The organism is Paenibacillus sp. J22R160 (assembly GCF_059692135.1).
Map to the genome: position 1 here is coordinate 724,616 of NZ_JCAUAU010000003.1, position 13,125 is coordinate 737,740.

General features: G+C 47.5%; 15 protein-coding genes and 1 riboswitch. Of the genes, 4 read left to right on the forward strand and 11 right to left on the reverse strand.

Features of this window, described 5'->3' with window-relative positions; translation table 11 throughout:
* Positions 1 to 11: 11 nt before the first annotated feature.
* Both AC58UW_RS10380 and zwf read right to left on the reverse strand, forming a co-directional pair.
* Complete coding sequence (locus tag AC58UW_RS10380) at positions 12 to 1,004, reverse strand: metallophosphoesterase family protein (RefSeq protein ID WP_497420581.1); 993 nt, start codon at positions 1,002 to 1,004, stop codon at positions 12 to 14.
* A gap of 182 nt (positions 1,005 to 1,186) precedes the next feature.
* A complete protein-coding gene (zwf, locus tag AC58UW_RS10385; protein ID WP_497420582.1) occupies positions 1,187 to 2,722 on the reverse strand; it encodes a glucose-6-phosphate dehydrogenase in 1,536 nt (511 codons plus the stop codon).
* 190 nt (positions 2,723 to 2,912) lie between these two features.
* Here zwf and AC58UW_RS10390 point away from each other — a divergent pair, with 190 nt between their 5' ends.
* Positions 2,913 to 3,278, forward strand: coding sequence for a hypothetical protein (locus tag AC58UW_RS10390; protein ID WP_497420583.1), 366 nt, complete (start codon positions 2,913 to 2,915; stop codon positions 3,276 to 3,278).
* A 41-nt stretch (positions 3,279 to 3,319) separates the two neighbouring features.
* Here AC58UW_RS10390 and AC58UW_RS10395 read toward each other — a convergent pair whose 3' ends face one another.
* Entirely contained in the window at positions 3,320 to 3,766 is a 447-nt protein-coding gene (locus tag AC58UW_RS10395; RefSeq protein ID WP_497420584.1) for a GNAT family N-acetyltransferase, read from the reverse strand.
* Positions 3,767 to 3,918: 152 nt separating this feature from the next.
* Between AC58UW_RS10395 and AC58UW_RS10400 the strand changes: the two genes are divergently transcribed.
* A complete protein-coding gene (locus AC58UW_RS10400) occupies positions 3,919 to 4,605 on the forward strand; it encodes a hypothetical protein (protein ID WP_497420585.1) in 687 nt (228 codons plus the stop codon).
* Between the two features lie 67 nt (positions 4,606 to 4,672).
* Here the strand turns inward: AC58UW_RS10400 and lepB are convergent, their stop codons facing one another.
* From lepB to AC58UW_RS10430, 6 genes are all read right to left on the reverse strand, one after another.
* Positions 4,673 to 5,221, reverse strand: coding sequence for a signal peptidase I (lepB, locus tag AC58UW_RS10405; RefSeq protein WP_497420586.1), 549 nt, complete (start codon positions 5,219 to 5,221; stop codon positions 4,673 to 4,675).
* 26 nt (positions 5,222 to 5,247) lie between these two features.
* Complete coding sequence (locus AC58UW_RS10410; protein ID WP_497420587.1) at positions 5,248 to 5,895, reverse strand: response regulator transcription factor; 648 nt, start codon at positions 5,893 to 5,895, stop codon at positions 5,248 to 5,250.
* A 60-nt stretch (positions 5,896 to 5,955) separates the two neighbouring features.
* Positions 5,956 to 7,017, reverse strand: coding sequence for a sensor histidine kinase (locus AC58UW_RS10415; protein ID WP_497420588.1), 1,062 nt, complete (start codon positions 7,015 to 7,017; stop codon positions 5,956 to 5,958).
* Positions 7,018 to 7,042: 25 nt separating this feature from the next.
* Positions 7,043 to 7,705, reverse strand: coding sequence for a cell wall-active antibiotics response protein LiaF (liaF, locus tag AC58UW_RS10420; protein WP_497420589.1), 663 nt, complete (start codon positions 7,703 to 7,705; stop codon positions 7,043 to 7,045).
* 176 nt (positions 7,706 to 7,881) lie between these two features.
* The gene (locus AC58UW_RS10425; RefSeq protein ID WP_497420590.1) at positions 7,882 to 8,493 is read right to left on the reverse strand and encodes a PspA/IM30 family protein; all 612 of its coding nucleotides are present in this window, start codon (positions 8,491 to 8,493) and stop codon (positions 7,882 to 7,884) included.
* Positions 8,494 to 8,521: 28 nt separating this feature from the next.
* On the reverse strand, positions 8,522 to 8,821 hold the full coding sequence (locus AC58UW_RS10430; protein ID WP_497420591.1) for a LiaF transmembrane domain-containing protein: 300 nt from the start codon (positions 8,819 to 8,821) through the stop codon (positions 8,522 to 8,524).
* A gap of 169 nt (positions 8,822 to 8,990) precedes the next feature.
* A riboswitch (cyclic di-AMP (ydaO/yuaA leader) is annotated at positions 8,991 to 9,143 on the forward strand.
* 6 nt (positions 9,144 to 9,149) lie between these two features.
* Between AC58UW_RS10430 and AC58UW_RS10435 the strand changes: the two genes are divergently transcribed.
* Positions 9,150 to 9,950 carry a stalk domain-containing protein gene (locus tag AC58UW_RS10435; protein WP_497420592.1) on the forward strand — a complete coding sequence of 267 codons (801 nt, stop codon included), beginning with the start codon at positions 9,150 to 9,152 and terminating at the stop codon, positions 9,948 to 9,950.
* Positions 9,951 to 10,275: 325 nt separating this feature from the next.
* Here AC58UW_RS10435 and AC58UW_RS10440 read toward each other — a convergent pair whose 3' ends face one another.
* On the reverse strand, positions 10,276 to 11,466 hold the full coding sequence (locus AC58UW_RS10440; RefSeq protein ID WP_497420593.1) for a GNAT family N-acetyltransferase: 1,191 nt from the start codon (positions 11,464 to 11,466) through the stop codon (positions 10,276 to 10,278).
* A gap of 178 nt (positions 11,467 to 11,644) precedes the next feature.
* Here AC58UW_RS10440 and AC58UW_RS10445 point away from each other — a divergent pair, with 178 nt between their 5' ends.
* A complete protein-coding gene (locus tag AC58UW_RS10445) occupies positions 11,645 to 11,746 on the forward strand; it encodes a sporulation protein YjcZ (protein WP_145666491.1) in 102 nt (33 codons plus the stop codon).
* Positions 11,747 to 11,839: 93 nt separating this feature from the next.
* On the opposite strand, the gene AC58UW_RS10450 is transcribed toward AC58UW_RS10445, so the two are convergent.
* Complete coding sequence (locus AC58UW_RS10450) at positions 11,840 to 13,108, reverse strand: molybdopterin molybdotransferase MoeA (protein ID WP_497420594.1); 1,269 nt, start codon at positions 13,106 to 13,108, stop codon at positions 11,840 to 11,842.
* Positions 13,109 to 13,125 lie beyond the last annotated feature (17 nt).

Genomic DNA, 13,125 nt, shown 5'->3' on the forward strand with positions numbered 1-13,125 from the left:
CTGCTTATTGATTAAGCTTGGGCCTTCTGCAAATCGATACTCCAATTCGCTTCGTCAAGGAACGTACGGTTGCTGAATTCTCTGCCTCGTACGACGACCTTATCGGCAAATACTTGGACATAGATACCCTGAGCTTTATTCTTGGCTTCCTGTTGATAAGCTCGGTTCAGCGTTCTGCCAACCGATGCATTGTGGAAATAATGGAATGTTTCCTTCACATAATGCGGAGTCCCATTCTGGAAATCTTGATGACGGTGTCCACAGAAGACGAATACATTCTTATAGGGCTTCAGCGTTTCGCGGAATTGGATTGCGCGGATTAATTGGTGAGATCCCCCATCTGTGCCATTCGGCGGCAGCGGTTGATGTGTCATAACGAACAGCGGTCTACCCGGTTGATACAGCGCTTTAACCCGCTCCTTGAACCACGCCAACTGCTCATCGGAATACCATGCGCCTTCACCGACTTCGGGCTTCTCCTGCACATAGGCTTCTTGTGAAAGCAGCAGAATGGAGTGACCTTTCGTCGTAAAATCATTATAAAGCGACTTGTAGCCAAAAAACTTTTTGAATTGCTCCCGGCTGACTTCATCGCTTTTGCCGTTCGGAACGGCCGCTTGATCCCAGTTATTCGCTTTATTGATCCAAATCGTGTAATAGTCGTGGTTTCCCATGTTCGCATGAACAGGAGGAAGTTTATACTCACTTACAATGGTACGCAGCTCCTTATAATCTCGTTCCGTTCCTGTATCGGTTAAATCACCTGTTAACATGATAGCGTCAACTGGACCTTCGAAATGGGTAATATCATCTAGCGCTTGCCTCAATTTCTTCACGGTTAATGGGTCACCTGCGGTGATATGAAGATCGCTTAATATAAAATAGGACATTAGCGGACCTGTCGGCAACGGTTCTGCCGAAGGCTGCGCCACAGCTTGAGCGGGCTCGGGTGAAGCAGATGAAACAGCTGGAAGTTCTTCCGCCATGAATTTTTTCTTAAACATTTGACTAAAAAAAGCACTTAATCCAACCAATGCAGCCCCGATTGCAAGCAGCCACCTTATAAAAGCTCTTCGTGACATAAACGCACCCCAAGTATAATAGTAAGGATTTACTCCGTAAGATCTATTATACCACAAAAAATCCAATAGGCGTCAGTCGCCTATTGGATGTTATGCACGTGTACTTAAGTTAAAACCGTCGTTTTTTGAACGGTTTCCCAATCGACTTCGCCTTCATTTTGACCATTGATCGGCCACCACTTAAACCCGTCGTCCATCAGCATCTTCGTCGCCTCTTCAGGTCCCCAAGATCCAGCCGGATATTCTTTCAGATCATCCGTTCTCTCATTCCATGCCGCAGCGATGCGGTCTACATATGACCAAGCAAGCGCCACTTCATCCCAACGGGTGAAGTACGTAGAATCTCCACGTGCTGCATCATACAGCAAACGCTCATACGCTTCCGGTGTGTTAATGCCGATTTGGCAGCTTTGGCAGAAATCCATGGCAACCGGAACGATTACGCCTTCAGATCCAGGCTGCTTCGCATTCATCTTTAAGTAAATGCCTTCCATCGGATTTACGCGGAATACAAGCAGATTCGGATCCATCTCATGCTTTTTAGCCAAATAAACATTGTTCGGAATGTTCTTGAATTCAACAACAACCTCTGTTGTTTTGACCGGCAGCCTTTTCCCTGTCCGAATGTAGAACGGCACACCGGCCCAGCGGAAATTATCAACATGCACACGCGCAGCGAAATACGTTTCCGTCGTCGATTGCGGATTCACGGAATCTTCCTCACGGTAAGCTGGTAAGCTCTTGCCTTTGCTTGAGCCATTCGAATATTGACCTCGAACGACATTCGCACGAACATCATCGCCATTTTCGAACAAGCGCAAAGAACGCAGAACCTTAACTTTCTCATCGCGAATATCTTCCGGATGCAAGCGGCTAGGCGGCTCCATCGCCATCATCATTAGCATTTGCAGCATATGGTTCTGGCCCATATCGCGCAAAGCGCCGGAGTGGTCGTAATATCCGCCACGCTCTTCAACACCAACAGTTTCGCTTAATGTAATTTGAATATTTGCTATGTATTTATTGTTCCATAGCGGCTCAAAGAAGGCGTTCGCGAAACGCACAAACTCAATGTTTTGCACCATTTCTTTACCGAGGTAGTGGTCGATACGGTAAATATCCTTCTCCTCAAACACTTGACGGAGTTGACCGTTCAAACGCTCCGCCGAAGGTAGATCGTAGCCGAATGGTTTCTCAATGACAAGACGGTGCCAACCTTTGGTGTTGAGCAAGCCACCTTCGCTTAAATTGTACGAAACATTGCCGAAAAGCTCTGGCGCCAAAGCCAGGTAGAACAAGCGGTTGCCACCAGTCTGATATTGTTCATCCAGTCTTGTGGATAACACGTTTAACTCATGGAAGCCGGCCACATTGTTAATATCAAGCGACATGTATTCAAAACGTCCTGCGAAACGAGTCCATTCCTCATCATCCGTAATTTTGTAACGGGCAAATTCTTGGATCGAATGCTTCACGTCATCACGGAATTGCTCATTCGTCCGAGGTCTGCGAGCCAGTCCGACAACCGCAAAATTTTCTCCTAATTTCCCTTCACGATACAAGCTATAAAAAGCAGGAAACAGCTTTCTTTTCGCTAAATCGCCAGTTGCCCCGAAAATATAAAATACAGCTCCACTCATATATGCATCATTCTTTCTCTATTAGGATTAGTTAATATGCTTAGCATACCTAAAATTGTCAAGCTATTCAACTTTTCTGAGAACTTTCGCTATAACAATTTCTTATACGGATCTAGACATTCGTCTATACCGAAATGACTCCTTCCGAATAGGCTAAAGTACATACAAATACGGAGGTGCCAAGACTCTTATGCAGCCCATTCATCCGATTACCGAAAAAACCTGTAAAAGCCTGTTCGGAAAGCCAGTTCTGCTTTATCTTAATGATGGTTCCCAAATCTTCGGAGTTTTAAGCCGTTTCGAGAAAAATACGCTCATTCTGAATGAAGAGGATCGCCCGACGCTTAGTTCAACGACATCTAAGAAGAAGAAAAACAAAACCGCTGCCAAAGCGAAACATGTCCAAACCAAGAAAGAAAACTCAGAACCATCCAGCCCAGAGCCGCAACTGGAGCGATTAAGCTTCTTCGGGACGCCGCTTTTCGGCGGTCCTGCTCCTAGCTCAGGTGCCATCGATATTCCACTCGATCGGGTAGCTGTTATGTTCAGCGAATGAAGAAAAGGCTGCCGATGACTCGCTCATCAGCAGCCCTTGTTTTACCGAACAAGCTTCTTTTTCATCCTGTAGCAGCTTAGCTCAGGGAGATACTCTTGAATTTCATATCCTTTGCTTGTGTAAAAGCCAATAGCATTGGGATTGCTATCATCGACGAAAAGTTCCGCTGTGCGACAGCGCTCACTTTTCCCGTACTCCTCGGCCATCTTCATAAGCTCTTTCCCCAATCCTTTCCCCTGCTCACGGGGATCGACGGCTAGCATATCGACGAACAGCACGTTCGATTTGCGGATAACCGAAATAAAGCCATATGGCTGTTTATATCCTTTAGCTGCCACAAACGTTTTGTTATGGTTCAGCCGCTTACGAATTTCCGAAAAGCTGATCGTCATACCTGACTGGTATTGTCTCGAAAAAGGTGCTAACTGTTCAATTACCAAACGATGAATTGCCCGATCGTCATTAGCAGCTAACCGTTTGCGAATCATGCTGCATCGCCTCCACAAGAAGCAATAATGCTATCTTATGTTGTTCCTGGCGGAAATGACTCAGCTCCTTGCTCAATTTCATCTGGCAAGTACCAATTTACCCCAATACCTGCGAATGCTATACTAGACTTAAGTGAAAAGGGGTGATTGAATTGATCTATGCCTATCCTCCGATAACAGCAGTAAATAGCTACCAAACCCATAAGGATTACTATAGGGTTAGCGGTATCCGCGGCATCGCAGGCGGTAAATCTACGACGATTCGCGTGCCTCTTGATTTGCCTTATGAGGGCTCACCGTATCAACAAATCGCGAAATCAGCGGCCAAAAAAGTAGCTGGATTCGTTCAAACTGCCCAGAACGCCAAACGATCCGCACAATCCTTGGTCGAAGCAAGACCGGGCAACAGCAATAGTGAAACCAACCTAGAGCCTATCCGTGAATTTGTAGATACATATAATGAGCTTCAGACCTCCTTGCGGGAGTCACCTGCGTACCTGAATCGTTCCCTTCTTGCCGGGCTAGAGCAAGCTGCTAAGCCGTATTCCCTCAAGGAAATCGGTATTAACAAGCTCGATGATGGCAGCCTCGAGCTCCAAGAAAACGAGCTGCAAGGTCAGGTTAACAGCCTTTCTGGCTCCTTTCGAAAAAGCTTCAGCAACCTCACCAGCTTCGCTGCTACCTTGGCGAACAGCCTCGGAGAGCTGCAGCAATTGCCATCTGAAGCGCTGTTCCAACTGTCTCGTTCTGATCTAAAGCCTTACGGGCAATACCGTTCAAAGCTCCAAGCTTACTTACCGGTTCCGATGAGAGGACTGCTGCTCGATACACAGATGTAATGTGAAAAAAGCGGCCCTCTGGAATGAGCTCATGCATCTGCATGCTCACCCAGAGGGCCGCTTTATTTTAGAAGAGTTTCTTACCTAAGACATGATCGAGCGGAACGTATCCGATGACTCGGCTGTCCATACTGTTATTTCGGTTATCTCCCATCACGAATACGTGATCTTCGGGAACCGTCCACTGCTTGTTTCCATTTGCTCTCATCGCCTCGTTCAAGTACGGCTCTTCGAGCAACTGGCCGTTTCGATACAATTTATCGTCTTTCATCTCTAAACGATCGCCAGGTTTCCCAATTACACGTTTGATCCAGACGTGTTTATCATCGCCTTTTGTAAATAAGCTAAGCAATGGGCTGTCAAGCAGATCGTTCTTGAACGTCCGCTTCAAATCAACTCTAGAATCAATGATGACGATGTCCTCATAATTGGGTTCATAATTGAACGTATGAGAAAGCTTTGATACATACACGCGCTGACTGTCATGCAGCGTCGGATCCATAGAATGTCCCATTACTTTCGTCGATTGGAATACAAAAACGCCAAGAAATACGACTAAAACAAAAGAAATGGCAATGGAACCAAACCAGCTCCACAATTGCTTGAGAAAATTCATCCTTATCGCTCCCTTGTCCCTTGTTGCTACTCAGCCAAGCCGTGCTTAAAGGCATAGATTGCAGCTTGTGTTCGATCTTCCACACCAAGCTTGGCGAGTACGTTGGTGACGTGAAACTTCACTGTTTTCACACCGATAAACAAATCATCCGCCAGCTCCTGATTCGACTTCCCTTTGGCTATGAGCCGCAGGACTTCCATTTCCCGATCAGTCAGCTCTTCATGCGGTTCCGCTGCCGCCTTAGGCTGTCTGAAACGGTTCATAATCTTAGAGGCAACCTGAGACTCTAGAATGGATTGCCCTTTGGCCGCGGCTCGAATCGCTTGCGCAATTTCAGAAGCGCGAGACGTTTTGAGCAAATAACTGAAAGCCCCAGCTTCAATCACTGGATACATTTTCTCATCATCCAAGAAGCTAGTCAACACAATGACTTTACAATCCGGGTACAGCTGCAGCAGCTTCCGGGTCGTTTCGATCCCATCCATGCCTTCCATGACCAAATCCATCAGCACGACATCTGGCCGATATTCCTGAGCCAACCGAATGCCATCTTGCCCATTGCTGGCTTCTCCGACCACTTCAATGCCATCCTCCGTTCCTAGAACAGCGGCAAGTCCGATCCTCACCATTTCATGATCATCGACAAGCAAGACCTTAATCATCATATCGTCCATTTGCTTCTCCTCTCGTCAGCAAAACTGTCTTTCCACAACCAACAATCAAAAACCAACCCACTATACACTTTCCACTATTTCTGTAGCTAGAATTGGAACTCGAATCTCGATACGCGTACCACGATCTGGTGCTGTAATAATATCAACGGAGCCGCCAATTTCGTTAACCCGCTCCTTCATAGATACGATACCGTACGAGGTAAGCTTCTTCGCATCCAGTTCAAACCCGACACCATCATCCCGGATCGCCAGACGAACGCCGTCAGCGCGGTGCAGCAGCTTGACCTCGAGCTTATTCGCTTTGGAATGACGTAATGCGTTCGAGAGAGCTTCCTGTACAATACGGAACAGGTGATCCTCAATGCCTTTATTTAAACGAATCTCTTCGTCCATATCCCATGTAATTGCCATCGGCACCTTGGCCGCCAGCTCTTTGAGAAGCTCAACAAGCCCTTCGGACAATCGTTTCCCTTCCAAATGGATAGGCCTTAGATGCAGCAGCAGTGCCCTCATCTCCGATTGCGCTACAGATGCCATCTCCTCGATCAAATGAATCTGTCGTTTGGCTCTCTCGAAATCCTTGTCCAATGTCCGGCCAACAGCTGTTGCGGTCATGGAGATCGCGAACAATTGCTGGCTTACCGCATCGTGCAGCTCCCGCGCCAGTCGCTGCCGTTCTTCAATAACAGCCGACAGTTTCGCTTTCTCCGCAAGCTCGGCATTATTGTTAGATAAACGCTGCAGCGATGTAACCTGCTCTTCCCAACGCTTCATAATCCGACCCAGCTGCTCGCCAAGGCGTCCAATCTCGTCTTCGCCGTTCTGAAAGCCTTCGCGGGTGAAAGTCCCTTTTTCAAGCAAAATCATCGTTTCCATAAGCGGCTCAAGCCGGCGTGTAATTCGTGAGCTGTTCCAATAACCGTACCCAGCCCCAATGCCGCCGATAATAATGATGGCCATGAAAACGAATTGCACGCCTTCCTGCCAGCTCGTAAATGGCGTGATTAAATTACGTGAGTTCATAAAATAAATGATAGCGCCAAATACAAAGAAACTAAAAATAATCGATTCAGCCATACTGCGCCATATCATATTCGTCAATCTTCGTTTATAGCCGTCCAATATGCGCTGAACCTCCTCTAGATTGTTACATCACTTTGATTTTAATATCTCCTACGATATAAGAAAGCACAAGTTTCACACGGTGGTCGCAGCTCTCATAATTGGACGATTGCCAATGCAATTTGTTCATTACGCCAGACTCGCGCTCACTGCCGACTTGGATTTGACCAAAGGTGACAGAAGCTCCTACTGAAACGCCAATATCATCTGGTACCTTTATATCAACATCGCCTATCACACCTTGCAGGATAAGCGTCGTTTCCTTTTGCTCCAAAATGGCCAGCGAGAGATCGATATAGGTCTCGCCAATAATATACCACGTTGAACTATTGCGCATGATCCAAGGCTCACGTCCCAGACGGACGCTATCCATCAGCTTCTGCTTCTGAATATAGGTGTCATCTTTATGCACCTGCTTAGAACGGATGAAAAAGAACCCTAGTGAAATCAAAACAATAGCGAAAACAATCGTAACATGATCGCCAAACAGAATGACTGCTCCCACTCCGATGAGCACAAAACCTTTGCGGTCTTTGCGGGAACGGACTCGATGAATGCCCAGCAAGACGAGGATAATCGCAAGAATGGGGAAAAAGCCTATCGTATGATCCAGAAGCAAAAAAAGACCGGCGCCAATCAGCACTAGGGCTGTATTCCGGTTGCGGTTGTTTTTGGTTTCTTCGCCCATCTCTGCACCTCCTCTGGCTGCCGATTAATTCGTTCATTATAGATTCCTAGCATACCATAAGAATGGACAGCCTCCAAGATGCAAATCCTTGCCCAGCAAGGATCTGATAAGAGGAATGGAGGCCGGAACTCGGCTGCGCCGCATGCTTTGCGCGGCGCAGTACAATCACGCGAGGCTTATTTCTTGTCGCGCCAATCCTGCTGAAGCTTGCGCAGCTCCTGCTGGAGGTTGCTGCCAGCCTCCTTCAGCGTCTCTCGCGACACGCGCCCCGCCACGCGCAGGCCCTGCAGCGCTTCCCGGCCGAGCTCGCGGCCGGTCGCTTCCAGCTCGCGCAATGCCTCGCGAGCTTCTTCCTTGGACAGCCCGCTGCGCGGCTGTCCAGCGCCTGCTGCGCGGCCGGCACGCTGCGCCGCCAGCTCATCTGCGAGCGCCAGGCAGACGTCCTGGCTGCTCGCGTACTGCGCGCGGTACTGCTCGCAGGCAGCTTCCAAGCGCAGCTTCTCTTGCAGCGCTAGACGCGCCAGCTCTTCGTCGCCAGCGCGCATGGCCAGCTCGGCCTGCTCGGCACGCAGCTGTGCCATCTCCTCCGCGTCGACGCTTAGCTTGCGCAGCTCTATCGTTCGCTGCAGCGCCTCCTCGTAGCGCTCCTCCAGCTCGGCGATGCCCGGCGATCCTCCGGAGCGTCCGGAGTCGGAGTGGCAACCTCCCCGTTCATGCAGGTCCAGCTTGCTTGCTGCTTCCTGCCAGGCCATATCCGCCATTTTACCAATACGATGAAATACGCTCATTATCCCACACCCCCTAAGTTCCTATTGATTAAAGTTTGAACTCCGCCGAATCGTTTTGCTTCTTCAGCATGCGATAGCCGTAATAGATTAACCACACAGCAAACACAATCGCGAGGAATCCAGATAATTTTGTAATTAAAATCAAAGCGCCAACTCCAAAAATAACCCATCCAATCTTCTTTCCATTAGTAATCCCGACATAACCAAGCCCCACCATCACCACAGGAATCAACAATCCCATTACATGAAAATGCATACCAACTTGATGCATACAAATGAGGAAGCCTACTGCTATTAGAATGAATGCCCAGCTTTTCGATCGATTCATACTCATAATTGCAACCGCCCTTCGCGTAATCTTCATGCTACTATCGTAGCCGAAATGCAAACATGTCAAAACGGACTCCCGACTGTTTTTGTACCTAGACCTAAGTCCAGTACGCACTAAGACCTGTAACCATATTTTGGGTGTTGTTTCTCTTATTCTATCAATGATAAAATATTTAAAGCCGAGTCCGGTGCACAGACAAAGTGCCGGTACGGGGGACGATTTACATGGGGTGAATATTTGCTCTGTACGCAGAGCAGACTAGGGAGAACCTTCTTCCCGAACCCGTCAACTAACCTCGGAGGCTCATTTGAAGGAGGATTTCCAATTGAATTTGTTTACAAAAGGGTTAACATGCCTTGCTGTGTCCGCCACAGTTTTGGCAGGGGGCTTTTTTTCCCTATTTTCGGGACATGCTTACGCAGCCGCGAGTATGGACGTGAAAGTTCAAGTCAATGATGACCTGGTTCAATTTCCGGATGCACAACCTTATTTGGATGACAACCATGCAACACAAGTACCGATCCGTTTCGTAACAGAGAAGCTGGGTTATGACGTACAATGGCAAAAGGAAGGCGACGAAATCAAAGTCACCCTTAACAACGACAAGCATTCTATTTCCTTAGTGTCAGGTCAAAAAGAGGCCGAAATCGATAGCACGCGTGTCGAGATGGACACACATGCCGAGTTCCAAAACGGGCGTGTATACGTGCCACTTCGCTTTCTAAGCAATGCTTCCGACATCCCCGTTCAATGGGACGCAAGCAGCAAACTAGCGATTCTAAGTAAAGATGGCCATCAACACGCACCTGATTATGAATTATTTGAGTCAACAGCCTACTCGGCAGATCCATCTGAAAATGGCGGATTTGGTGCTTTGGATTATATGGGTAATCCATTAGGAATCGGAACCGTTGCTGTAGATCCATCTGTTATTCCACTTGGATCTAAGCTCTATATAGAAGGTTATGATTTCAACGGCCTGCCGAAAGGCGGCATGTATGCTTATGCAACGGATACTGGCGGATCAATCAAAGGTAAACGCGTTGATATTTTTGTTCCAGGCTCCAAGCAATCTTTACGCAAATTCGGCTTCCAAACTGTTAAGGTGTACAAACTAAACCCGTGATGATCACGGGTTTTTTAATTTTGGCGAACATACGGCTACTGAGAGCCTCACATAAACTGCCCTGCAACTCCGGGCTCTCCAAATCTACTTGATCGAATCGCCTCAAAGGAACTGGAGTCCGCTATTGGAGGAAAATTGAGCATTTCTCTTTCGGAACGGAGCTACCGGCTCTTATTTGCCATCAATGATGTAATTTTCAGGTGAAATCGGCAAAATAGCGAACTGTAGTTTCCCTTACATGTCAAAACCATCCTTTTCCGAGAGATAGCGGACTGTAGTTCCCTCCAAATAAAAAATCAGCCCCGGAACACCGGGACTGATTCATCTAAAAGAAATCCGCCAAATACGTCGTCCGCTGCGGAATAGCTGCTTCCAACCTCGTAACTAGCTCCTTCGAGCCTTGAAGCCGCTCAATTCTAGCCATAAAGCCCGCTTTTTGATAACTCATAAATAAGGCTGTCAGCGTTTGTATACTACAGGTCAGTAGCTGGTCATCAGCTAGTTGCTCACCCTCAGCTAACTTGGTTACCTGCGCTTTTTCCCCGTTGTCTGTAAATTGTAATTTGAAAATGCCGTCGTTCCAATCAGCATGCGGGTCAGAAATCCTCAAATAGATCGGTTCAACTTCCTTGCGCAGTTCAAACCTATATTGCTTAAGGAAAGCTTCAACATCTACAATACGCGCTGAAAAGTATGTTATTTTCTCTTGCTTAAACTTAGGGTCATGAACTAAGAAAGTCAGTTGATCATCGATTGGCGCTTTAACCTCCACCTTGGAGATCATTGAATCATGATCCGCTATGAACTTCCATAACCCACGTCTTGTTTCTTCATCTAAAAACACCATCTCATGAATGATTGCCGTAAACTCTTTCACTTGATAAAAAACATACCCCGTCCGTTCGCCCTGCGCATTTTCATAGAGGGCTACCATACCTTTTTTGTTTCTAAAATATTTGTTGTTCCACCAATTAGCGTCCCGCTTCAACATGCCATTGAATTGCTGGGCATATTGCTCATAAATAGGATTCAATAACTCCCATTCCTTCGTCACACGAACGATAGAACTGCCTTCCGAGGCATGAAATTTAGGAAGCTTATCCCCAGGAATTTCATATTTCAGGTAATCAATATACGTCTCCCAGCCATATTTCCGATAAAATTCAAACTTAAATGGGGATAGAAAGGAAAGCGTCTGCCCTTGCTCCTTCATGACCTTGAGTGCTTGAAGGATCAGCTTCGCGACCATCCCATTACGCCTGTACTCCGGCCACGTCGCTACTCCCGCAATTCCGCCCATGGCAAAACGCTCGCCATTGAGCCACGTATGAAATGGATTAATTTGAAGCTTCGCTGCTAGCTTACCCTGAACAAAATAGCCCCAAATTTGCTTTGGATCTGTCCAATTACCCCGCTCTTCCTGCTCCTCTGCGCTCAGCTCATATTGAAAAGCAAACTGGGATAAAGCAAGACTCTCCGGCACTTCCTGTTGTTCTAATGCTCGAATTTCATTCATTTATGTATCACCTCAAGCTTAAGTATACTGGAAAATCATTAACAATACCTACGCCTAATTAGGCGCTTTCCATTGCGAAATCAGGGCATACGTCCAATCAACGAATGTCTCTACGTCATATGATGTTGATGTATAGTGATTCAACCCACTTAAATACTTAAGAACCGGAGGGGATACTATGTCATATGCAGCTGGTTGTGGAACTGGATACGGATCCGTAGGTGTTGTTCTTGTCCTTTATGTTCTGCTTGTTATCATCTTAGCTACTTTCGCAATCTAATCTCGCCTTTAATCCAACCTGATTATTCCTTGTAAAAAAGGCCTGCCTGCACCAACTTCTTTTACAGAAGCTAAGTGCAAGCAGGCCCTTTTTCTATTTGATTGGATAGATAAGAACACGTTCGTCCCTCGCAAAACCCGAGCCTCCAGCAGACAGTTGAATCAAACAATCCGCATCTTTAATGGAAACCATGATGCTGGATTTATCGATGCCAGAAGGCTTAACTCGCAAACAGCCATTCTCCACATGCGTCGTTCCTCTGACATAGCGCGGGAATGCCGAACCTTTCTCATAATCCACATCCAGATAAGCTGTAACGGCTTCGGGGTAAGGTGATGGACAGCCCGTCATCATGTTAATCAGCGGCTTGGCAAACAGCTCAAACCCTACAAACGATGCGCCTGGATTACCGGACAGCGCTAGCAGCAGCTTATTCTCCCACAGAGCTGCACTCGTCGGAGTGCCTGGCCGCATCGCCACTTTGTTAAACAGAAGCTTACCCGTAAACCGGCCAAACAAATCCACCAGAACATCATAGTCACCAACAGAGACACCGCCAGATGTGATAACGAGATCAACGTTGGCTATTGTCTCCAGCAGCGCGACTTCCACCTCTTCCACATTGTCCGAGAGTGCCTGCATGATAACCGCTTCTCCGCCTGCTGCTTCCACTTGGGCAGCAAGCATGTAGCTGTTGCTGTTGCGAATTCGCCCAGGCTGAAGCGCTTCCTCAACATTTAATAACTCTGAGCCTGTTGAGAAGATTGCTACCCTCGGTTTGCGGAAAACAGGCACGTAAGAATAGCCAAAAGTAGCTAATATCGCTGCTTCTCCAGGTCCAATCTGTGATCCTTGCGGCAGCAATAACTCCTTTACGGCTATTTCCCCGGCAATAGGGGTTATATTGCTGCCTACAGGTACATTTTTCTTGATGCAGACCTGAGTCGAACTTACCCCCACGTCCAGCAAGGGAAGCGCATCCGTCATTTCCAGCATCACTACGCAATCCGCTCCATCCGGAACAGGCGCACCCGTCATAATGCGGGCTGCAGCACCGGAATGCACCGTGAGTTTAGGAACCGTTCCGCTCGGAATATGCTCAATGACATGCAAGACAGCAGGATTTTCGGGCGTAGCCTGCTCAATGTCCGTCGCACATACTGCGTACCCATCCACACCAGATCTGCGAAAATGAGGCACTGGATGATCTGCATGAATATCCCCGGCTAGCCGCCTGTTGAACGCGGCGGATAACGGTACGGTTTCCGTTTCGGTATGGTTGACATATTCGGAAAGCAGGCTTCGGGCTTCTTCTACCGAGATGACTTTACGCCCGAATTTTAGCTTCACATCGCTATTCACTAACGTCTGTTCCTCCT